This window comes from Corallococcus sp. EGB, from assembly GCF_019968905.1.
In the GTDB taxonomy this organism is placed as follows: Bacteria; Myxococcota; Myxococcia; order Myxococcales; family Myxococcaceae; genus Corallococcus.
Map to the genome: position 1 here is coordinate 4729903 of NZ_CP079946.1, position 23510 is coordinate 4753412.

Annotated in this window: 8 protein-coding genes (1 of these 8 running past the window's edge); 6 read left to right on the top strand and 2 right to left on the bottom strand. The window is 71.3% G+C overall.

Annotation, left to right across the window (positions count from 1 at the left end; translation table 11 throughout):
- The 4 genes from KYK13_RS19745 to KYK13_RS19760 all read left to right on the top strand — a co-directional run.
- Nucleotides 1–14177, top strand: partial view of a non-ribosomal peptide synthetase gene (locus KYK13_RS19745; RefSeq protein WP_223646441.1) — the 3' end only. It extends 17338 nt beyond the left edge of the window; the window shows 14177 of its 31515 coding nt (coding positions 17339–31515); its start codon lies beyond the left edge, outside the window; the stop codon is at nucleotides 14175–14177.
- Between the two features lie 50 nt (nucleotides 14178–14227).
- Nucleotides 14228–14896, top strand: coding sequence for a hypothetical protein (locus KYK13_RS19750; RefSeq protein WP_223631575.1), 669 nt, complete (start codon nucleotides 14228–14230; stop codon nucleotides 14894–14896).
- Between the two features lie 65 nt (nucleotides 14897–14961).
- On the top strand, nucleotides 14962–16311 hold the full coding sequence (locus KYK13_RS19755) for a serine protease (RefSeq protein WP_223631576.1): 1350 nt from the start codon (nucleotides 14962–14964) through the stop codon (nucleotides 16309–16311).
- Nucleotides 16299–17267: an FHA domain-containing protein gene (locus KYK13_RS19760; RefSeq protein WP_223631577.1), complete on the top strand. Its 969-nt coding sequence runs from the start codon at nucleotides 16299–16301 to the stop codon at nucleotides 17265–17267. The genes KYK13_RS19755 and KYK13_RS19760 overlap by 13 nt, the downstream gene beginning before the upstream one ends.
- 25 nt (nucleotides 17268–17292) lie before the next feature.
- On the opposite strand, the gene KYK13_RS19765 is transcribed toward KYK13_RS19760, so the two are convergent.
- Nucleotides 17293–18273, bottom strand: coding sequence for an aldo/keto reductase (locus KYK13_RS19765; RefSeq protein ID WP_223631578.1), 981 nt, complete (start codon nucleotides 18271–18273; stop codon nucleotides 17293–17295).
- 144 nt (nucleotides 18274–18417) lie between these two features.
- Complete coding sequence (lon, locus tag KYK13_RS19770) at nucleotides 18418–20880, bottom strand: endopeptidase La (protein ID WP_223631579.1); 2463 nt, start codon at nucleotides 20878–20880, stop codon at nucleotides 18418–18420.
- Between the two features lie 287 nt (nucleotides 20881–21167).
- Between lon and KYK13_RS19775 the strand changes: the two genes are divergently transcribed.
- Together KYK13_RS19775 and KYK13_RS19780 are read left to right on the top strand one after the other, a co-directional pair.
- Nucleotides 21168–22385 carry a VWA domain-containing protein gene (locus tag KYK13_RS19775; RefSeq protein WP_223631580.1) on the top strand — a complete coding sequence of 406 codons (1218 nt, stop codon included), beginning with the start codon at nucleotides 21168–21170 and terminating at the stop codon, nucleotides 22383–22385.
- 255 nt (nucleotides 22386–22640) lie between these two features.
- Nucleotides 22641–23495 carry an ImuA family protein gene (locus KYK13_RS19780; RefSeq protein WP_223631581.1) on the top strand — a complete coding sequence of 285 codons (855 nt, stop codon included), beginning with the start codon at nucleotides 22641–22643 and terminating at the stop codon, nucleotides 23493–23495.
- The last annotated feature ends 15 nt before the right edge of the window (nucleotides 23496–23510 follow it).

Consider the following 23510-nt stretch of genomic DNA (forward strand, 5'->3'; position numbering starts at 1 on the left):
ACGGCGCGCTGGAGTTCCTGGGCCGCGTCGACTTCCAGGTGAAGGTGCGCGGCTTCCGCATCGAGCTGCCTGAAATCGAAGCGGCGATGAGCGGCCTGCCCGGCGTGGCGGAGGTCGTCGTCCTGGCGCGCGAGGACGTGCCGGGCGACAAGCGCCTGGTGGCCTACGTCGTCGCGGTCCCCGGCCACACGCTGGAGGCCGGTGCGCTGCGCCAGGGCCTGAAGTCGCGGCTGCCGGAGTACATGGTGCCGTCGGCGTTCGTGATGCTGGCCGCGCTGCCGCTCACGTCCAACGGCAAGGTGGACCGCCGCGCGCTGCCCGCACCGGAGCAGGAGACTCAAGGCGGCCGGGCCCACGTGGCCCCGCGCACTCCCACCGAGGAGCTCATCGCGGGCCTGTGGTCGAAGCTGCTGGGCGTGGAGCGCGTGGGCGTGAAGGATGACTTCTTCGCGCTCGGCGGCCACTCGCTGCTGGCGACGCAGATGATCTCCCGCATCCGGAGCGCATTCCGCGTGGAGCTGCCCCTGCGCGCGCTCTTCGAGGCGACCACGGTGGAGACGCTCTCCGCCCGCGTGGACGAGGCGGTCCGCCAGGGCTTCGGCCTGGAGGCGCCGGCCATCGTGCCCCTGTCGCGCGAGCAGACGCTGCCGCTGTCATTCGCGCAGCAGCGCCTGTGGTTCCTGGATCAGCTGGAGCCGGACAGCGCGTTCTACAACATCGCCGCGCCGGTCATGCTGGACGGCGCGCTGGAGGTGGCCCCGCTGGAGCAGGCGTTCACGGAGCTGGTGCGCCGGCATGAAGTGCTGCGCACCACCTTCCGCGCGGAGGGTGGCAACCCGGTGCAGGTTGTCCACGCGCCTGCCGCCGTGCCGCTGCCGCTCGTGGACCTCACGGACCTGCCGGAGACCGAGCGCGAGGCGAAGGCGCAGCGCCTGGCGGACGAGGACGCGAGCAAGCCGTTCAACCTGGCCACGGGCCCGCTGCTGCGCGCCACGCTGGTGCGCATCTCGGACGTGCGCCACATGCTGCTGCTCACGGTGCACCACATCGTGTCCGACGGGTGGTCGCGCGGCGTGCTCGTGCGCGAAGTGGCCGCGCTCTACGAGGCCTTCCGCCAGGGCAAGCCGTCGCCGCTGCCGGAGCTGCCGGTGCAGTACGCGGACTACTCGGGCTGGCAGCGCGGCTGGCTCCAGGGCGACGTGCTGAAGAAGCAGGTCGGCTACTGGAAGCAGCAGCTGACCGGCGCGCCCTCCGCGCTGGAGCTGCCCACGGACTTCCCGCGCCCGGCCGTACAGACCTACCGCGGTGAGACACTGCCGTTCACGCTGCCGCGCGAGCTGTCGGATGCGCTGCGCGCGCTGGCGCTGAAGGAAGGCGTCACGCCGTACATGCTGCTGCTCACCGCGTGGCAGGTGCTGCTCGCGCGCCACGCGGGCCAGGACGACGTCACGGTGGGCTCGCCCGTGGCCGGCCGCGGCCGCATGGAGACCGAAGGCCTCATCGGCTTCTTCATCAACACGCTCGTGCTGCGCACGCGGCTGGACGGCGCCCCGTCGTTCCGCCAGGTGCTCGCGCGGGTGCGCGAATCGGTCCTGGGCGCTCACGCGCACCAGGAGGTGCCGTTCGAGAAGCTGGTGGAGGAGCTCCAGCCGGTGCGCGACACCAGCCGCTCGCCGCTCTTCCAGGTGTGGTTCGTGCTGCACCAGGAGCTGGCGGCGAAGCTGTCCGTGCCGGGCCTCACGCTGAGCGCCTACGAGGCGGAGGCCCGCACCGCGAAGTTCGATCTGGCCCTGTCCATGCTGGACGCGGCGGACGGCTTCGTGGGCCGCCTGGAGTACAACTCCGACCTGTTCGCCCGCGCGACGGCGGAGCGGATGATGTCGCGCCTGCACGTGCTGCTGGAGGGCATCGTCGCCCGGCCGGAGTCGCCCGTGGGCGAGCTGCCCGTGCTGTCCGCCGAGGAACGGCACCAGGTGCTGGTGGGCTGGAACAGCGTGCACGCGGAGCTGCCGCGCGAGGCGACCATCCACTCGCTCGTCGCGGCGCACGCGGAGGCCACGCCGGACGCGGTGGCCCTCGTGTATGAGGACCAGTCGCTCACGTACGCGGAGCTGGACGCGAAGGCCAACCAGCTGGCGCACCACCTGCGCCGCCGCTACGTCGGGCCCGAGGTGCGCGTGGCGCTCTGCATGGAGCGCTCGTTGGATCTCGTGGTGGGCATGCTCGGCATCCTCAAGGCCGGTGGCGCGTTCATCCCGCTCGACCCTTCGTACCCGGTGGAGCGGCTCGACTACATGTTGTCGGACTCGGGCGCGCCGGTATTGGTGACGCAGGAGTCGCTGATGGACTCGCTGCCCACCGATGGCCGCCTGACCATCCAACTGGACATGGACGTGGATGCCATCGAGCGGATGCCGGAAGAGGCGCCGCGCTCGGGCGTGTCCGCGCACCACCTGGCCTACGTCATCTACACGTCCGGCTCCACGGGCCGTCCCAAGGGCACGCTGCTTCAGCACCAGGGCCTGGTGAACACGGCCCTGCGCGCCGCCGCGGCGAAGCGGGTGGGGCCGGGCAGCCGCGTGCTCCAGTATGCGGCGTCCAGCTTCGATGCCAGCGTCTGGGAGATCTTCAGCACCCTGGCCACGGGCGCCACGCTGGTGCTCGCGCCGCGCGACCGGCTGCTGCCGGACGAACCGCTGCGCACGCTGCTCAAGGAGCAGGGCATCACCACCGCCACGCTGACGCCGTCGGTGCTCGCGCAGCTGAGCACGGAGGGCCTGGAGAACCTGCGCAGCGTCGTGTCCGCCGGTGAAGCGCTCAGCGTGGAGCTGGCGCGCAAGTGGGGCGAAGGGCGCTTGATGATCAACGCCTACGGCCCCACGGAGGCCACGGTCTGCGCGACCCTCACCGAGGGCGGCGTGAACCCCGAGCGGCTGACCATCGGCAGGCCGTGGGCGAACGCGCAGGTGTACGTGCTGGACGCGGCACAGCGTCCGGTGCCGGTGGGCGTGGCCGGTGAGCTCTACATCGGCGGCGTGGGCCTGGCGCGCGGCTACCAGGGCCGGCCGGACCTGACGGCGGAGCGGTTCATCCCGAACCCGTTCAGCACCGACGCGGGCGCGCGGCTCTACCGCACGGGTGACCGCGTGCGGTGGCTGGCGACGGGCGAGCTGGAGTACCTGGGCCGCATCGACTTCCAGGTGAAGGTGCGCGGCTTCCGCATCGAGCTGGGCGAGGTCGAGTCCGTGCTGCTGCACCACACGGACATCCGTGAGGCGGCGGTGGTGGTGCGCGAGGACGTGCCGGGCGACAAGCGCCTGGTGGCCTACGTCGTCGCGCATCCGGACAGCGAGCTGGATGTCGCGGAGCTGCGCCGCCACCTGAAGGGCGAGGTGCCGGAGTACATGGTGCCGTCCGCCTTCGTGGTGCTGGAGGCGCTGCCGATGACGCCTGCGGGCAAGGTGGATCGCAAGGCGCTGCCCGCGCCGTCCGATGCCCGCACGGAGCGCAGCGAGGCGGAGTTCGCCGCGCCGCGCACGCCGACGGAGGAGATGCTCGCCACGGTCTGGTCGGAGGTCCTGGGCGTGGAGCGGGTAGGGGTGCGCGACAACTTCTTCGAACTGGGCGGGCACTCGCTGCTGGCCACGCAGGTCGCCTCGCGCATCCGCGAGGCGTTTGGCGTCGAGCTGCCGCTGCGCGCGCTCTTCGAGGCGCCCACCATCGCGGACCTGGCCCAGCGCGTGGATCAGTCCGTGCGCACGGAGCAGGGCCTCCAGGCGCCGCCCATCGTGCCGCTGCCGCGCAATGGCTCGTTGCCGCTGGGCCTGGCCCAGCAGCGCCTGTGGTTCCTGGACCAGATGGAGCCGGACAGCGCGTTCTACAACATCGTGCTGCCCGTCCGTCTGGAGGGCGAGCTGGACCTGGGCGTGCTGGAGCGGACCTTCACGGAGCTGGTCCGCCGCCACGAATCGCTGCGCACCACCTTCCACGCGGAAGGCGACCAGCCCGTGCAGCGCATCCACGAGCCTACGCCGGCGTCGCTCAACGTCGTGGACCTGAGCGGCCTGGCCGACGCGGAGCGCGAGGCCGAGGCGAAGCGCCTGGCCGACGCGGAGACGAACCGGGGCTTCCGCCTGGATACCGGGCCGCTCATGCGCGCCCTCATCCTGCGCATGTCGCGGACGGAGCACGTGCTGCTCCTGTCGCTGCACCACATCATCACGGACGGCTGGTCCATGAGCCTGCTGGTCCGCGAGATCGCCACGCTCTACGCGGCCTTCCGCGAGGGCAAGGCTTCGCCGCTGCCAGAGCTGGCCGTGCAGTACGCGGACTACGCCGGCTGGCAGCGGGAGTGGCTGCGCAGCGACGTGATGGGCAGGCATGTGGAGTACTGGCGGCAGCAGCTTTCCGGCGCGCCCTCCGCGCTGGAGCTGCCCACGGACTTCCCGCGCCCGGCGGTGATGACGTACTCGGGCGGCGGCGTGGCGGTGAAGGTGCCGCGGACGCTGTCGCAGCGGATCAAGGCGCTGTGCCGCGAACAGGGCGTGACGCCGTTCATGTTCCTCCTGGCGGCGTGGCAGGTGCTCCTGGCGCGCCACGCGGGCCAGGATGACGTCAGCGTGGGTTCGCCGGCCGCGGGCCGCGGGCACTCGGAGACGGAGGGCCTCATCGGCTTCTTCGTCAACACGCTGGTGCTGCGCGCGAGGCTGTCCGGCAACCCGACCTTCCGCGACGTGCTGGGCCAGGTGCGTGACACGGTGCTGTCCGCGCACGTCCACCAGGAGGTGCCGTTCGAGAAGCTGGTGGAGGAGCTGCACCCGGTGCGCGACACCAGCCGCTCGCCGCTCTTCCAGGCGATGTTCGTGCTCCAGGCGGAGGAGCTGTCCGGCCAGGTGTCCGTGGCCGGCCTCACGCTGAAGACGTTCGAGGCGGAAGCGCGCACGGCGAAGTTCGACATGTCGCTCTCGCTGGCGGACGCAGCCGAGGGCTTCCTGGGCCGGCTCGCGTACAACTCCGACCTGTTCTCCCGCGCCACCGCCGAACGGCTGGTGCAGCACTTCGTGATGATGCTGGACGGCATCGCCACGGACATGGGCCAGCGCGTGATGTCGCTGCCCCTGATGACGGAGGACGAGGCGCGGCAGGTGCTGGTGGTGTGGAACGACACCGCCATGGCCTTCCCGCGCGACGTGTGCGTCCCGTCGCTCATCGAGGCGCATGCGCGGAGCACGCCGGACGCGACGGCGCTCGTCTACGAGGACACGTCGCTCACGTTCGCGCAGCTGGACGCGAAGGCGAACCAGCTGGCGCACCTGCTCCGCGGCCGGGGCGTCGGACCGGAGGTGCGCGTGGCGCTCTGCCTGGACCGCTCGCTGGACCTGGTGGTCGGCATGCTGGGCGTGCTCAAGGCCGGCGGCGCGTTCGTGCCGTTGGATCCGGCGTACCCCATCGACCGGCTCGACTACATGCTGGAGGACAGCGGCGCCACGGTGCTCGTGACGCGCGGCGAGCCCATGCCGGGCCTGCACGCGGAGGGCCGTGAGGGGCTCCACCTGGATGACGTGCGCGACGTCCTCCAGGCGCTGCCCACCACCGCGCCGTCCGTGGTGATGACCTCCGCCAACCTGGCCTACGTCATCTACACGTCGGGCTCCACGGGCCGGCCCAAGGGCACGCTGCTGCAGCACCAGGGCCTGGTGAACACGGCCCTTCAGGCGGGCCGCGCGCACCGGTACGCGCCGGGCAGCCGCGTGCTCCAGTACGCGGCGTCCAGCTTCGACGCGAGCGTGTGCGAGGTGTTCGGCACGCTCGTCGCCGGGGCCACGCTCGTGCTCGCGCCACGCGACCGGCTGTTGCCGGATGCACCGCTGCGCACGTTGCTCCAGGCGCAGCGCATCACCGCCGTCACGCTGACGCCGTCGGTGCTCGCGCAGCTGGGCACGGAGGGCCTGGAGGGCCTGCGCACCGTCGTCTCCGCCGGCGAGGCGCTCAGCGTGGAGCTGGCGCGCAAGTGGGGCGCAGGGCGCTTGATGATCAACGCCTACGGCCCCACGGAGGCCACGGTCTGCGCGACGCTGACCGAGGGCGGAGCCAACCCCGAGCGGCTGACCATCGGCAGGCCGTGGGCGAACGTGCAGGTGTACGTGCTGGACGACGCGCTCCGCCCGGTGCCTCCGGGCGTGGCGGGTGAGCTGTACGTGTCCGGCGTGGGCCTGGCGCGCGGCTACCAGGGCCGGCCGGACCTGACGGCGGAGCGGTTCATCCCGAACCCGTTCAGCGCCGACGCGGGCGCGCGCCTGTACCGCACGGGCGACCGCGTGCGGTGGACGGGCTCGGCCGAGCTGGAGTACCTGGGCCGCATCGACTCGCAGGTGAAGGTGCGCGGCTTCCGCATCGAGCTGGGCGAGGTCGAGTCCGTGCTGCTGCACCACAAGGAAGTGCGTGAGGCGGCGGTGGTGGTGCGCGAGGATGTCCCGGGCGACAAGCGCCTGGTGGCCTACGTCGTGCCCCAGCAGGCCGGTCCGCTGGACGTGGTGGAGCTGCGCCGCCACCTGAAGAGCGAGGTGCCGGAGTACATGGTGCCCGCGGCCTTCGTGGTGCTGGACGCACTGCCGCTGACGCCCGCGGGCAAGGTGGACCGCAAGGCGCTGCCCGCGCCGACGGGCCAGGTGTCCCGCACGCGCGACTTCGTGGCCGCGCGCACGCCGACGGAGGAGCTGCTGTCCGCGCTCTTCGCGCAGCTGCTGGGCGTGGAGCGCGTGGGCGTGGAGGACCACTTCTTCGAGCTGGGCGGTCACTCGCTCATGGCCACGCGGCTGGCCTCGCGCATCCGCGAGTCCTTCGACGTGGAGCTGCCGCTGCGCGCGCTCTTCGAGGCGCCCACGGTGTCGGATCTGGCCCGGCGCGTGGACATGCTCGTGGCGCAGGGCAGGGGCGTGAAGGCGCCGCCGCTCGTCGCGCTGCCCCGCGCGGAGCGGATGCCGCTGTCGTTCGCGCAGCAGCGCCTGTGGTTCCTCAACCAGTTGGAGCCGGACAGCGCCTTCTACAACCTCCCGCTGCCGGTGCGGCTGGAGGGGACGCTGGACGTCTCCGCGCTGGAGCGCGCCTTCACGGAGCTGGTGCGCCGCCACGAATCGCTTCGCACCACGTTCCCCATGCGCGACGGTCAGCCCGCGCAGGTCATCCACCCCGCGGCGAAGGTGTCGCTCCCGGTGGTGGACCTGTCCGCTCGGCCCGAAGCCGAGCGTGAGGCCGAGGCCCAGCGCCAGGCCAACGAAGAGGCGCAGCGTCCGTTCCATCTGGCGAACGGCCCGCTCTTGCGCGTGAAGCTGCTCAAGCTGGAGGCCCAGCGGCACGTGCTGCTCGCGACGATGCACCACATCGTCTCCGACGGCTGGTCCATGGGCGTGCTGGTGCGGGAGATGGCGGCGCTCTACGAGGCCTTCGCCTCCGGCCGCGCGCCGTCCCTGCCGGAATTGCCAGTGCAGTACGCGGACTACGCGGGCTGGCAGCGCGGCTGGCTCCAGGGCGACGTGCTGGCCCAGCAGATGGCGTACTGGAAGCAGCAGCTGACCGGCGCGCCCTCCGCGTTGGAGCTGCCCACGGACCGCCCGCGTCCGGCGGTGCAGACGTACCGCGGCGCCAGCGTGAACCTGCGCCTGGGCAAGCCGGTGACGGATACGCTCAAGGCCCTGGCACTGAAGGAAGGCGCCACGCCCTTCATGGTCCTCCTGGCCGCGTGGCAGGTGCTGCTCGCGCGCTACTCCGGACAGGACGACGTGAGCGTGGGCACGCCCATCGCGGGTCGTGGCCGTACGGAGACGGAAGGCCTCATCGGCTTCTTCGTCAACACGCTGGTCCTGCGCACGAAGCTGGAGGGCAACCCCTCCTTCCGCGCGCTGCTGGCGCAGGTGAAGGAGACGACGCTGGGCGCGTACGCGCACCAGGAGGTGCCGTTCGAGAAGCTGGTGGAGGAGCTGGCGCCCACGCGCGACACCAGCCGCACACCGCTGTTCCAGGTGCTGTTGTCGTTCCAGAACGCGCCGGTGCCGGAGCTGGAGGTCAAGGGCCTCACGCTGCGCGCCGTGCCGCTGGAGCACCGCACCGCGCAGTTCGACCTGAACATGACGTTGTCGGAGGTGGAGGGCGAGCTGCGCGGAGCCATGGAGTACAACTCCGACCTCTTCGACGCCGGCACCGCCGAGCGGATGCTGGAGCACCTGCGCGTGCTGCTGGAGGGCGTGGCTGCTCAGCCGGACGTGCCCGTCCAGCGCCTGCCGCTGCTCACCGAAGGCGAGCGGACGCAGTTGCTGACGACCTGGAACGACACGCGGGCTGACTTCCCGCGCGACGCCTGCATCCACCAGCGCTTCGAGGCGCAGGTGGCGCGCACTCCGGACGCCATCGCCGCGACCTTCGAGGGTGAGCAGCTCACGTACCGGCAGCTGGATGCGAAGGCGAACCAGCTGGCGCACCACCTGCGCCGGTTGGGCGTGGGGCCCGAGGTGAAGGTCGCCCTGTGCCTGGAGCGCTCGCTGGAGATGGTCATCGCCGTGATGGGCGTGCTCAAGGCCGGCGGCGCCTACGTGCCGCTCGACCCGAAGTACCCGCTGGACCGGCTGTCCTTCATGCTGGAGAACACGCAGGTGCCGGTGGTGCTGACGCAGGACTCGCTCGCGGACGAGCTGCCCGTCACCACCCAGCAGCTGATCAGCCTGGATGGAGACTGGAAGCGCAGCATCGCCCGTGAGCGCGAGGACGCGCCCGTGACGGCGGTGACGGCGGGCAACCTGGCCTACGTCATCTATACGTCCGGTTCGACGGGGAAGCCCAAGGGCGTGGCCATCGAACACCGGGGCGTGTCCAACTACCTGACGTGGTGCTTGTCCGCGTATGGGCTGGATTCAGGCGCGGGCGCGCCGGTGCACTCGTCACTCGCGTTCGACCTGACGGTCACCAGCATGCTGGCACCGCTGGTCGCGGGTCGGGGCGTGGTGATGGTGTCCGAGGCCCGGGGCGTGGAGGGCCTCGCGGACGTGCTGCGCGAGGGCACGGGCTTCAGCCTCGTGAAGCTGACGCCCAGCCACCTGCGGCTGCTGTCGGACCTCCTGGGCGCGGACGCGGCGGCGGGGCGCACGGGTGCCTTCGTCATCGGCGGTGAGGCGCTCTTCTCGGAGGAGCTGGCGTTCTGGCGTACGCACGCGCCAGCCACGCGGCTCATCAACGAGTACGGCCCCACGGAGACGGTGGTGGGCTGCTCGGTGCACGTCGTGGCCCCGGAGGACCCGGGCTCCGGCGCGGTGCGCATCGGCAAGCCGCTGCCCAACACGCGGATGTACGTGCTGGATGCGCAGCTGCAACCCGTGCCGGTGGGCGTGCCGGGTGAGCTCTACATCGGCGGCGTGCAGGTGGGCCGCGGCTACCTGGGCCGGCCGGAGCTCACGGCGGAGCGGTTCATCCCGGATGCGTTCAGCACCGACGCTGGCGCGCGGCTGTACCGCTCCGGCGACCTGGCCCGGTGGCGCGCCGACGGCACGCTCGAATACATGGGCCGTGTCGACCACCAGGTGAAGGTGCGCGGCTACCGCATCGAGCTGGGGGAGATCGAATCCGCCCTCATGGGCGCCTACGGCGTGCGCGAGTCCGTCGTCGTCGTTCGCGAGGACGTGGCCGGCGACAAGCGGCTGGTGGCCTATGTCGCGGGTGACGTGGAGTCCCTGGACCGCCAGGGCCTGCGCGAGCACCTGGAGCGCACGCTGCCGGAGTACATGGTGCCGTCCGCCTTCGTGGTGCTGGAGGCGCTGCCCGTCACCTCCAACGGCAAGGTGGATCGCAAGGCGCTGCCCGTCCCCAGCGACGAGCGCACGGAGGCCGATGCGTTCATCGCGCCGCGCACCCCCACGGAGCAGCTGCTCGCCGGTGCGTGGAGCGAGCTGCTGCGTGTGGAGCGCGTGGGTTCCACGGACGACTTCTTCGAGCTGGGCGGCCACTCACTGCTGGCCACGCAGGTCCTGTCGCGCGTCCGGAGCATCTTCCGCGTGGACCTGCAGCTGCGGGACGTCTTCAACGCGCCCACGCTGGCGAAGCTGGCGGCCCTCATCGACCTGGCGCTCCAGGCCGGCGCGGGCACGCAGGCGCCCGCCATCGTGCCGCTGCCTCGCGAGGGCCAGCTGCCGCTGTCGTTCGCCCAGCAGCGCCTGTGGTTCCTGCACCAGCTGGATGCAGCCAGCCCGGCCTACAACGTGCCCATGGTCCTTCGCCTGAAGGGCTCGCTGGATGTGATGGCGCTGGAGCAGAGCTTCACGGAGCTGGTGCGCCGCCACGAATCGCTGCGCACGTCGTTCCACGTGGTGAACGGACAGGCCACGCAGGTCATCCACCCGGCGGTGTCCCTGCCGCTCGCGGTGGTGAACCTCTCCGACATCCCGGAGCCCGAGCGGCATGATGAGGCCCGCCGGCTCGCGGACGAGGAGGCCGTGCACCCGTTCCAGCTGGCCACCGGCCCGCTGTTGCGCGTGAAGCTGCTCAAGCTGGACGAGGAGGAGCACATCCTCGTGCTCGTCATGCACCACATCGTCTCCGACGGCTGGTCCATGGGCGTGCTGGTGCGCGAGATGGCCGCGTCCTACGAGGCCTTCTCCAACGGCCGCGCGCCGGTGCTGCCGGAGCTGCCGGTGCAGTACGCGGACTACGCGGGCTGGCAGCGCGGCTGGCTCCAGGGCGAGGTGCTGGAGAAGCAGCTCGGGTACTGGAAGCAGCAGCTGTCCGGCGCGCCGTCCGCGCTGGAGCTGCCCACGGACCGTCCGCGTCCGGCCGTGCAGACGTCGCACGGCGGCAGCGCCCCGGTGAAGGTGGGCCAAGAGCTGACGGAGGCGCTGAAGGCCCTGGCGCTGAAGGAGGGCACCACGCCCTTCATGGTCCTCCTCGCTGCTTGGCAGGTGCTGCTCGCGCGCTACTCCGGACAGGATGACATCAGCGTGGGCACGCCCATCGCGGGCCGCCAGCGCGCGGAGACGGAGGGCCTCATCGGCTTCTTCGTCAACACGCTGGTGCTGCGCACGAAGCTGGACGGCGACCCGACGTTCCGCGAGCTGCTCGGCCGCGTGCGCGAGACGACGCTGGGCGCGTACGCGCACCAGGAGGTGCCGTTCGAGAAGCTGGTGGAGGAGCTGGCGCCCACGCGCGACACCAGCCGCACGCCGCTGTTCCAGGTGTCCATGACGCTGCAGAACGCGCCAGAGGGGGCGTTCACGCTGACCGACCTCACGCTGGAAGGCGTGGAGGTGGAGCACCGCACCGCGAAGTTCGACCTGTCGCTGGGCCTCACGGAGACGGCGAACGGCCTGGAGGGCGGGCTCGAGTTCAACACCGACCTGTTCGACGCGAGCACCGCCGAGCGGCTCGCCCGGCACCTGGGTGTGTTGCTGGAGGGCATCGCGGCGAATCCGGATGCGCGGCTGCACCAGCTGCCGCTGCTCACGCCGGAGGACCGCAAGCAGGTGGTGGCGGGCTGGAACACGTACGACCGCTTCCCGGTGGACGCGTGCCTGCACTCGCTGTTCGAGGCGCAGGCGGCGCGCACCCCGGACGCCATCGCCGTCACCTACGGCGAACAGCGCCTCACGTACCGCGAGCTGGACGCGCGGGCGAACCAGTTGGCGCACCACCTGCGCTCGCTGGGCGTGGGACCGGAGGTGTTGGTGGGCCTCGCGGTGGAGCGCTCGCTAGAGCTGATGGTGGGCCTCCTGGCCATCCTCAAGGCGGGCGGCGCATACCTGCCCATGGATCCGGCGTACCCGCGCGAGCGCCTGGAATTCATGGTGGAGGACGCGCGCGTGCCGGTGGTGCTCACCCACCAGCACCTGCTGGACGTGGTGCCGTCGGGCGCGGCCAAGCGCCTGTGCCTGGACGCGGACGCGGCGAAGTGGGCCTCCGCGCCCACCACGACGCCGGACAGCGGCGTGGCGCCGCATCATCTGGCCTACGTCATCTACACGTCCGGCTCCACGGGCCGCCCCAAGGGCGCGCAGATTGAGCACGCCCAGGTGGTGCGCCTCTTCGACGGCACGAAGCACTGGTTCGACTTCGGCACGCAGGACGTGTGGACGCTGTTCCACTCGTACGCGTTCGACTTCTCCGTCTGGGAGATGTGGGGGGCGCTGTTGTACGGCGGCAGGCTGGTGGTGGTGCCCTACGAGGTCAGCCGCACGCCCGCGGACTTCCACGCGCTGCTCAAGCGCGAGGGCGTCACGGTGCTCAACCAGACGCCGTCCGCCTTCCGTCAGCTCATCCAGCACGAGGAGCGCACGGGAGACCACGAGGGTCTGTCGCTGCGCACGGTGGTGTTCGGCGGCGAGGCGCTGGAGTTCGGCAGCCTGCGTCCCTGGTACGCGCGCCACGCGGACAACGCGCCGGTGCTGGTCAACATGTACGGCATCACCGAGACGACCGTGCACGTGACCTACCGGGCGCTCAAGGCGGTGGACGCGGAGGGCGGCCGCGGCAGCGAGGTGGGGCTGCCGATTCCCGACCTCCAGGTGTACGTGCTGGACGCGCACGGCCAGCCGGTGCCTCCGGGCGTCACGGGGGAGATGTACGTGGGCGGCGACGGCCTGGGCCGCGGCTACCTGGGCCGGCCGGAGCTGACCGCGCAGCGCTTCATCCCGGATCCGTTCAGCACGCGGCCCGGGGCGCGGCTCTACCGCTCCGGCGACCTGGCGCGGTGGCGTCCCAACGGCACGCTGGAGTACCTGGGCCGCGCGGACTTCCAGGTGAAGGTGCGCGGCTTCCGCATCGAGCTGGGCGAAATCGAGGCGGGCCTGCTCTCGCACCCGAGCGTGCGCGAGGCCGTGGTGCTGGTGCGCGAGGACGTGCCGGGCGACAAGCGCCTGGTGGCGTACCTGGTGGGCGCGCCGGGCCAGGCCGTGGCGGGGAGCCAGGAGCTGCGCGAGCAGCTGCGGCGCACGCTGCCGGAGTACATGGTGCCGGCGGCCTTCGTCACGCTGGACGTGCTGCCGCTCACGTCCAACGGCAAGGTGGACCGCCGCGCGCTGCCCGCGCCGGACACCACGCGTACGGAGGCCTCCACGCTGGTGGTGGCGCGGACTCCGCTGCAATTGCAACTGGTCCGCATCTGGGAGGAGACGCTGGGGATGTCGCCCATTGGCATCCGCGATGACTTCTTCGACCTGGGTGGCCACTCCATGCTCGCGGTGCAGCTGATGGGCCGCATCCAGCAGCTCACCGGCCGCAACCTGCCCCTGGCGTCGCTGTTCCAGGCGTCGACGGTGGAGCAGCTGGCCGCGTTGCTGGAGCAGGAGTCGAACGCCTGGTCGCCGCTGGTGGCGCTGAAGCCGGAGGGCACCAGGCCTCCGCTGTTCGCCATCCACCCGGCGGGCGGCGGCGTCCTCTGCTACGTGGACCTGGCGCGCGAGCTGGACGCGGATCAGCCGTGCTACGGCCTCCAGGCCCGGGGCACCGAGGGCGAGGAGCCCCTGGGCACCGTGGCGGAGATGGCCGCGCTGTACCTGGCGTCCGTGCGTCAGGTGCAGCCGCACGGGCCCTACCACCTGGCGGGCTGGTCGCTGGGCGGCATCATCGCCTTCGAGATGGCGCGGCAGCTGCGCGCCCAGGGCGAGGAGGTCGCGCTGGTGGCGAGCATCGACGCGTACACCGTGCAGCACATGGTGCCGGACAAGACCCCGGAGCAGGTGCTGGAGGACATGCTCACCTCCGAGCTCACCATGATGCTGGCGGCCACCACGGGACGCGACCCCCTGGAGCTGCGCGAGCGCATCTCCCAGATGACGCAGGCGGAGCGCGTGAACTACTTCTACGAAGTGGGCAGCCAGGGCGACACGCAGATCGCCGACGTGGGCGTGGAGCGCGTGCGCAACCTGTACCGGGTGTTCGAGTCCACCTCGCGCGCCTTCACGCAGTACGACGCGAAGCCGCTCGACGGGAAGCTCGTGCTGCTGCGCGCCAGCCAGCGGCCGGACACGCGTGAGCACCACGGGTGGGAGGACCTCGTCACCGGCGGTGTGGAGGTCGTGGACATGCCGGGCTCGCACATGACGATGATGCGCAAGCCGCTCATCACGAACGTGGCCCGGGAGCTCCAGGCCCGCATCCGCTCCTTCACGGCGCCGGTGGACGACGCGAAGAAGAAGAGCGGGTAGCGGGGCAGGGGGCGGGCGCGGCGCGGGCTTCGGGGTTATCCTCGCGGCCCGTGCTCCTGCCCGTCCTCACCGGTGTGTGGTTGTCGCTGTCCGGCGCGCTCGGCACGGAGCTGCGGCGGGACGGCTACAGCTTCCGGCCGCCGGACACGTTCCGGATGACGCGCTGGGAGCGCTACACGGGCTCGCAGGTGGGCGCGGTGTCGGAGGACGGCGTGCGCACGCGCGCCCTGTCCGCGGCGCTGGCGGACGGCGAGGGCCCGGACGCGGCCACGTTCCTCATCGCCGTGGTGGACGGGGGCTTCTCCGCCAGCCCCTCGGAGCGCGACGCGTTCTCCACCGCCGTGGTGCAGCACTTCCAGCGCGAGCTGGGCGTGGCGCTGACCCCGGAGCGGGTGGACCGCGTGGGCGGCCCGGTGCCCCGCGTGGAGGTGCTGGGCACGCTGCGTGAGGCAGGGCAGGTGCGCACGGTGCTGGTGACGGGGCTGGCCTCCGAGGGCCGCCACGCCGTGGTGACGGTCAGCGCGCCCGCCGCCCGCTGGGACGCCCTGGCCCCGGGGGTGCGCGCCTCGCTGGAGACCTTCCGCATGGAGACTCCGGTGGCGGGCGTCCTGTCCCGGCGCCTCGCGGGGGCGCTGGCCGGCACCCTGGCCGGAGCCCTGGTGGTGTCCTACGCGGCCTGGCGGCGCCGCCGGCAGGGGGAGGGGCCGGCCTCGTCGTAACGTGCCTGCCGGGAGGGCGACAGCGTCCCCCGGTGGGGCTCGCGGTGGGATACGGTCCTCCGCCCATGTTCTCCCTTCTCCTTGCCGCCGTGCTCGCGCAGGGGCCCGCCGCCCCTCCGGCGCCCTCGGCGTCCCCGGCCCCGCCGCCGGTCCTCCCGGCGCCAGACGCCGGCGTCGCGGACGCGGTGGTGCCGCCCCTGCCGGTGGCCACGCTGCCTCCGGCCACGCACGAGCTGTTCCGCCGCATCCAGGGCCGCGTCGCGCAGGTGCGCATCATCGAGCGCCGCTCCGGCACGAAGTCCTCCATCGGCTCCGCGTTCTTCGTGGGCGCGAAGGGCCACGCCCTCACGAACTACCACGTCGTGTCCGACCTGGTGCTCCACCCGGAGGACTACACCGCGGAGCTGGACCGCGGCGACGCGACGGTGCCGGTGCGCCTGCTCGCGGTGGACGTGGTGAGCGACCTGGCCGTCATCCAGGTGGACACGCCCATCAGCGACTACTTCAAGCTGGAGGAGCACGAGCCGCCGCAGGGCACGCGCCTGTTCGCCATGGGCAACCCGCGCGACCTGGGCACCACCATCGTGGAGGGCACCTACAACGGCCTGGTGCGCGACGCCCTCTATGAACGCGTGCACTTCACCGGCGCCATCAACCCCGGCATGAGCGGCGGGCCCACGCTGAGCGGCGAGGGCGGCGTCGTGGGCGTCAACGTGGCCACCATGGGCAACCAGGTGGGCTTCCTGGTGCCGGTGGCCCGCGCGCGGGCGCTGCTCGACCGGGCGCTGGCGCAGGACGCGCCCCCGGACCCGGCCGCGCTGATGACGTCCGTGAAGGACCAGTTGATGGCCAACCAGCAGCGCATCACCGACCGGCTGATGGCCACGGACCTGCCGAAGCAGGCGCTGGGGGACTACCGCGTCCCCGGCCGCTGGAGCCCGTTCCTCAAGTGCTGGGGCGACACGCCGCACGACCCCGAGACCCCCTACACGGTGACGAGCTACCAGTGCTCCTCCGAGGAGGACATCTTCCTGTCCTCCAGCCACCGCACGGGCGTGGTGGCCTACCTGCACCAGCACGTGGAGAGCCAGAAGCTGGGCGCGATGCGCTTCTCCGCGCTCTACAGCACGCTCTTCTCACAGGACCCGGACGCGGTGTCCGCCACGCGCGAGGACGTCACCAACTTCCGCTGCACGTCCGAGTTCGTCGACGTGAAGGGCCTCCCGGTGCGCGCGGCGCTGTGCCTGCGCGCCTACCGCCGCTTCCCGGGCCTCTATGATCTGGTGCTGCGCGCGGCCACACTGAACGCCTCCACGCGCGGCGTGGACACCAGCCTCACGCTGGGCGGCTTCTCCGCGGAGAACGCGCGCAAGCTGGCGCGCCGCTACCTGGAGGGCCTGTCGTGGACGAAGTGATCTTCCTGGAGGTGCTGGAAGGGGACGCCGTCCAGGCCCGCCACCGGCTGTCCACGTATCCGGTGTCGGTGGGGCGCGGCTACGCCAACGACATCATCCTGGACGACCCGAAGGTGTCCGCGGAGCACCTGCGCCTGGAGCGGCGCGAGGACGGCGCGGTGGTGCTGCGCGACGTGGGCAGCGTCAACGGCACCTTCAGCGTGGAGCCGTGGGCCGCGCTGAAGGAATGGGTCCTCACCCCGGACGCGCGCGTGTCCGTGGGGGACACGGTGCTGCGCTTCCGCCCGCGCTCCTTCGTGGTGGAGGACACCGTCGTCAACGAAGCCCCCGCCGCGCCCAGCGAGCGTCTGCTGGAGCGGCCCCGGGCCTTCGCGCTCGCGCTCCAGGCGCTGGTCGTGACGTCCTTCATCTCCGAGCGGGTGACCCAGTTCCGGAAGACGGACTGGGGCGACCTGCTGATGTCCGCCGTGGTGCCCCTGGGACTGGCGCTCCTGTGGGCCGGCGGCTGGTCGCTGGCGAGCCGCATCGCGCGCAAGCGCTTCTACTTCCGCGTGCACACCACCATCGCCGCCCTGGTGCTGCTGGGCTTCTCGCTGGCACCGCCCCTGTTCGCGCTGCTGGGCTTCAGCTTCTCCCTGGGCGCGTGGCTGGGCTTCGTGCGCATCCTGGCCGTGTTGGGGCTGGTGGGGTGGGGGCTCTACTGGCACCTGCGCTACGTGACGCGCTGGAGCGGCAGGCGGGTGGTCCGCGGGCTCGTCATCGCGTCAGTGGGCGTGCTGGTCCTCACCAACGTGTCGAAGGCGCTGGGCAACGAGGACTTCAGCGAGGAGTTGGAGTTCCCTCGCTCGCTCCTTCCGCCGGTGCTGCGCCTGGCTCCGGCGCACTCCATGGACTCGTTCTTCGAGGACGCGAAGCCGCTGGAGAAGAAGGTGGACGCGCTCGTGAAGGAGCGCTGAGGCGCGTCCACCGCTTCACGGCCTGCTACAGGCCGCGCACCGCGTGCGGCTTGTAGGGGGCCTCCAGCGCCTTCACCTCTTCAGGCGTGAGCTTGAGGCTCACGGCCTTCACCGCGTCCTCCAGGTGCTCGGGCTTCGTCGCGCCGATGATGGGCGCCGTGACGACGGGCTTGGACAACAGCCACGCCAGCGCCACCTGCGCGGGCGGGGCCTTGCGCGCGTCCGCCACCTGCTTCACCGCCTCCACCACGTCCCAGTCCCCGGGCTGGTTGTAGAGCACCGGCGACAGCGTGTCGGAGCCCGCGCGCGTCGTGGACTCCTTGTCGTCCAGCGACTTGCGTGAACCCGCGAGCAGCCCGCGCGCCAGCGGCGACCACGGGATGACGCCCACGCCCTCCGCCTCGCAGAGGGGCAGCATCTCCCGCTCCTCCTCGCGGTAGACGAGGTTGTAGTGGTTCTGCATGGACACGAAGCGCGCCCAGCCGTTGCGCTCGGACACGCTCAGCGCGCGCATGAACTGCCACGCGTACGCGGAGCTCGCGCCCAGGTAGCGCACCTTTCCCTGGCGCACGAGCTGATCCAACGCGGACAGCGTCTCCTCGATGGGCGTGTGCGGGTCCATCCGGTGGATTTGATAGAGGTCGAGGGTGTCCACGCCCAGCCGCCGGAGGCTCGCCTCGCAGGCCTGGGTGATGGCCTTGCGCGACAGGCCGCGCTCGTTCTGGCCGCTGCCCATGGGGAAGTAGACCTTCGTGGCCAGCACCACCTCGTCCATCTTCGCGTACTTGCGCAGCGCGCGGCCCGTCACCTCCTCGCTGACGCCGTCCGAGTACATGTTCGCGGTGTCGAAGAATGTGACGCCCAGCTCCACCGCGCGGCGGAAGAAGGGCTGCGCCGCCGCTTCGTCCAGCACCCACGGGCGCCACTTCGGCGTGCCGTAGCTCATGCAGCCCAGGCAGATGCGGGAGACCCGCAGGCCCGTGTGTCCCAGATTGGCGTACTTCATGGTCCGCTCCTTCGCGTGGCCGGCACCTCCAGGTGCCGGGGCGCCTGGTGGTGCCAGCTCCGTCCGCTGCGTGCGTATAAGACAACGGGCAGGTCCCCCGTGAAGGGAACCTGCCCGCGTCACTTCAGGAGCCGAAGCCCGCCGTTACGCCCGGACTTCCGCCGGAGGCGAGTCCGTGGGGGTGGCCGCCGGGATGGCGGCGCCCTCCTTGAACGGAGACGTCTCCAGCGCGGCGTTGAGGACCTCGTCCATCTTCGTGGCGAAGATGAACTCCAGCTCGTTCTTCGCCTGATCCGGCACGTCCGCCAGATCCTTGCGGCAACGCTCGGGCAGGATGACCCGCTTGATGCCCGCGCGGTGCGCCGCCAGGACCTTCTCCTTGATGCCGCCCACCGGCAGCACCAGGCCGCGCAGCGTGGCCTCGCCCGTCATCGCCGTGTCGTGCCGCACCCGGATGCCCGTCAGCAGGCTGGTGAGCGCGGTCAGGATGGTGACGCCGGCCGAAGGGCCGTCCTTCGGGATGGAGCCCGCGGGGAAGTGCAGGTGCAGGTCCGTCTTCTCCAGGAAGTTGGACGGGATGCCGAGCGCCTCCGCCTTGCTGCGCAGGTAGCTCAGCGCCGCCGTGGCGGACTCCTTCATCACGTCGCCCAGCTGGCCGGTCAGGGTCATGCCGCCCTTGCCCGCCATCTTGGTCGCTTCGATGAAGAGCAGGTCGCCACCCGCCGCGGTCCACGCAAGCCCCGTCGCCACACCGGGAACCTCCGTGCGCTCCGCGACCTCCGAGTAGAACGTCTCGGGCCCGAGGATCTCCTTCACGCGCTCGGCGTTGATGGTCTGCTTCTCCGTCTTCCCGCCGGCCACCTCCACCGCCACCGCGCGGCAGATGTCCGCGATGCGGCGCTCCAGGTTACGCACGCCGGCCTCACGCGTGTACGACGTCGTGAGGATGAGCAGCGCGTCGTCCTGCACCTCGATGTGGTCCCCGTTGAGCCCGTGCTCCTTCAGCTGCTTGGGCACCAGGTGGATCCGCGCGATGGACTGCTTCTCCTCGAACGTGTAGCCCGTCAGCTCGATGATCTCCATGCGGTCCCGGAGCGGCCCGGGGATGGGATCCAGCTGGTTCGCCGTCGCGACGAACATGACCTTCGACAGGTCGAACGCCACGTCCAGGTAGTGGTCGCTGAACGTGCTGTTCTGCTCCGGGTCCAGCACCTCCAGCAGCGCCGCGCTCGGGTCGCCGCGGAAGTCCGCGCCCAGCTTGTCGATTTCGTCCAGCATCATGACCGGGTTCTTCGTCCCGGCCTTCTTCATGCTCTGGATGAAGCGGCCCGGCAGCGCGCCCACGTACGTGCGGCGGTGCCCGCGGATCTCCGCCTCGTCACGCACGCCGCCCAGGCTCAGGCGCACGAACTTGCGGCCCGTGGCCTTGGCCACGCTCTGGCCCAGCGACGTCTTGCCGACGCCCGGGGGACCGACGAGGCACAGGATGGGCCCGCGCATGTCGTTCTTCAGCTTGCGGACGGCCAGGTACTCCAGGATGCGCTTCTTCACCTTCTTGATGCCGAAGTGATCCTTGTCCAGCTGCTGGCGCGCGTTCTCGATGTCGAGGTTGTCCTCGGACACCTTCGACCACGGCAGGTCCGCGATCCAGTCCAGGTAGGTGCGCGCGACGGTGTACTCGCTGGAGGCCGCCGGAATCGTCTTCAGGCGGTTGAGCTCCTTCTGCGCGACCTTCTCCACCTCGGGGGGCAGGGCGGCCTTCTTCAGGCGCTCCTGCAACTCGTCCAGCTCCTCCTCCTCCTCGCCCATCTCGCCGAGCTCTTCCTTGATCGCCTTGAGCTGCTGGCGCAGGTAGTACTCGCGCTGGGTCTTCGACATCTCGCCCTTCACGGCGGAGTCGATCTTGTTGGAGAGCTTGAGGATCTCCCGCTTGCGGTTGAGCAGCTCCAGGACGAGCTTCATGCGCGCCTTGAGGTCGACCGTCTCCAGCACGGCCTGCTTCTCCTCGATGGGCACGTCCACGTTGGCGGCGATGAGGTCCGCCAGGTGGCCCGGATGCGTGATGCTCTCCACCAGCTCCGTGGCGGCGGCCGGCAGCTCGGGCATCAGCTCGATGACCTCGCGCGCCAGCTTCTTCAGGTTGATGCCCAGGGCCTCCACCTCGACGTTCTCGCTGGAGGTCTTGTCCTCCACCGCGTCGACGCGGGCCTTCAGGTAGGGCGCTTCCTGCACCAGCTCCATCACGCGGAAGCGCGCGAGGCCCTGGACCACGAGCGAGTAGTTGTCCTCGCCCATCTTCAGCAGCTTCACGATGCGGGCGACGGTGCCCATCGTGTACAGGTCGGACGCGCCGGGATCCTCTTCCTCGGCGCGGCGCTGCGTCACGACGCCGATGACCTGGTCGTCACGGACGGCGTCCTTGATCAGCGCGATCGTCTTCTGGCGGCCGACGGCCAGGGGCAGCACGCCACCGGGGAAGAAGACACTGTTGCGGAGCGGCAGGATGGGCAACACCTGCGGGATGTCTTCCTTGTTGATGAGCCCCGGAGGGGCCATCGCGGTGGGCATTGCGCTGGCCGCGGTGCCCTTCTTCTTCTCGTCAGACATGGAGTTCGGCCTCTTCCTTGCTTGAACCCGGTCAGCAAGCGGCCGGGCCGGTGAACCATCCGGTTGATTTCTGCGACGGATGAACCAACGTAACAACCAAACCGGACATGGCAAACGCGATGTACGTTATTTCCGTGCCTCGTCGGGTGTACGACGCTCCTCTATGTAACGGCCCTGAAGTCGTAACGGCCCAGAAGTCTCGCGTCCGGCGAAGGGGTGGGGCATGCTTGCCCCCCTCTCACGCTTGATGCGGTGCGCGAGCGCGCGCCCCCGCACTGGAGGCCGATGTGAAGCTCCACACCTGCGCCCACCTGTTGTCGCTGTCCGCGCTCCTGGCGCTCGGATGCCACTCCCCCGTGGATGACGCGGGCTCCACCGTCCCGGATGCCTGCGAGGCCACCCCTCCGGTGGTCGCTCCCCAGAAGACGGACATCCTCTTCGTCATCGACAACTCTGGATCCATGCGGGAGGAGCAGCAGGGCATCGCCACGGAGCTGCCCGCCTTCCTGTCCGCGCTGAAAGCGGGCAGCGGGGTGATCCAGGACTTCCGCGTGGGCGTCATCACCACGTCCGTGTACCAGCGCCAGGTCTTCCCGGACGGGGCGGACGTCATCCGCTCCTTCCCGGATCAGGAGGGGCGGCTGCAGCCGGTGAAGGACGAGTCCAACCAGCCCACCGCCGAGCGCTTCATCGAGAGCTCGGATCCGCAGCTGCTGCCCAAGTTCCAGCGGTTGGTGAACCAGGGAACGTCCGGCAGCGGCCAGGAGACGCCCTTCGAGGCGGTGCGGCTGGCGGTCGCCTCCCCCCTGGCCACCCAGCCCCTGGCGGAAGGGGGCAACGGGGGCTTCCTGCGGGATGACGCCCGCCTGCTGGTGGTGGTGGTGTCGGACGAGGACGACTGCAGCTCCACGCAGCGGCCGCCCCCGGTGGCGCTGGGGCAGGACACGGCCGTGGACTCGTGCACCGCCCAGGGGGACAAGCTGACGCCGGTGTCGGAGTACTACCAGGCGTTCCAGTCCCTGAAGGACAGCCGGGGCGCGTCGCGCGAGGTGCTGTGGGCGACCATCGGGCCGGTGGCGCTGACGGACAAGCGGGCGGAGCTGACGACGGAGACGGTGGGCGGCACCACCTACGTGCGCAACGTCGATTGCCCGACGTCCTATGGGCCCGGCTACCGGCAGAGCGACATGGCGAAGGCGTTCGACGCGACCCGGGCGAACCTGGATTCCATCTGCAAGGCGAGCTACCAGCAGACGCTGCTGGATATCGCGGAGCTGGCCACGGTGGCGCAGAGCGTGGCCGTGATGAACCTGCCGGATCCGCGGCTCGCGGTGGTGTACGTCACGCGGGCGGACGGCTCCGTGCAGACGTGCACGGCGGCCAACGGCGACTTCCGCTACGAGCCCCCCAGCGGCGGCCGCGCCGCGCGCATCTTCTTCCTGGGCCCGTGCCTGCGCCGCGTGGGCGACACGAAGGTGGAGGTGAAGGTGCTGTGCGCCGGCTAGCGCGGCGTTGAAGCGCGCCTCACCCGAAGGGCCCCGCGAGAAGGACGCGGGGCCCTTTTTCGTGGTCTGGCGCGTGACCTGTCATGTCCGGTGCCAGGTGGAGTGATGGGCGCGGAGCCGCCCCCTCCCGTCGAGCGGCGCACCCGACGCGACAGGTCCGGCCCGCTCGGAATCCCGCCGGCCGGGGTGTCAGACGGGCTCGGATACTGGCCCCGCACTCGCGAAGGTGGCGGGTGCTCGAGGCCAGGAGGCCACATGGGCGCGGCGCTGGAGCGGTCGGGGTTGGCGGTGGTGGAGGAGCTGCGTGAACGGATCCGCCAGTTGCAGGCGGCGCCCCGCCGCGCGCTGTCGGTGCTGCGCACGGGCGTGGACGCGGTGGACGCGCTCCTGCCGCAGGGGGGCCTGCCGCTGGGGACCTCCGTGGAGCTGTGCGGCGAGGCCGCGTCGGGGCGCACCAGCCTGGCGTTGCGCGCGGTGGCGACCGCGCACCGGGAGATGCGCCTGTGCGCGTGGGTGGATGGTCCCCGGGAGCTCTATCCGCCGGCCGCGGCGGCGCTGGGCGTGGACCTGGAGCGGCTGCTCGTCGTGAGGCCCCAGGCCTTCTCGCAGCGGGTGTGGTCCGCCGTGCAGCTCGCGCGCAGCGGGGCCTTCACGGCGGTGGTGGTGGACCTGACGCTCGGTGTGGGCGCTCCGGGGCGCCCGGAGCGGCTGGCCCTGACGGAGGCGCGCAAGCTGGCGGACGCGGCGGCGCGGGGCGGGACGCTGGTGCTGCTCCTGACGTCGCCGGAGGCGCCCGCGGACGGGCTCGCGCGGCTGCGGCTGGAGGCCCGGGGCGTCCAGGGCTGGTCCGTGGAATTGGAGCGCAGCCGGGGCGGGGGCGTGGGCACGCGCATCGTGCGCCCGTGGCGGGAGCTCTACCCGGAGGTGGGGCTGGACGCCGGGGCGCGGCTCTTGGACGCGGACGTGGCGCAAGCCGGGGACGCGGGCCCGGGCTTCTACCGCGACCCGGCGGACCGCGTGCGCAACGGGATGGGCATCCTGGGCCAGCGCCCCGGCCGCGACGCGCCCATGCCTTCGTTGGGGGGCGCGCTGTCCCCGGACGGCCGCTGACAAGGGAGAGGGTGG

Excerpts from the sequence above, each read along its gene's own strand:
- lon (WP_223631579.1), bottom strand. The coding sequence starts at position 20,880 with ATGTCTGACGAGAAGAAGAAGGGCACCGCGGCCAGCGCAATGCCCACC.
- KYK13_RS19755 (WP_223631576.1), top strand. The coding sequence starts at position 14,962 with ATGTTCTCCCTTCTCCTTGCCGCCGTGCTCGCGCAGGGGCCCGCCGCC.
- KYK13_RS19780 (WP_223631581.1), top strand. The coding sequence starts at position 22,641 with ATGGGCGCGGCGCTGGAGCGGTCGGGGTTGGCGGTGGTGGAGGAGCTG.
- KYK13_RS19765 (WP_223631578.1), bottom strand. The coding sequence starts at position 18,273 with ATGAAGTACGCCAATCTGGGACACACGGGCCTGCGGGTCTCCCGCATC.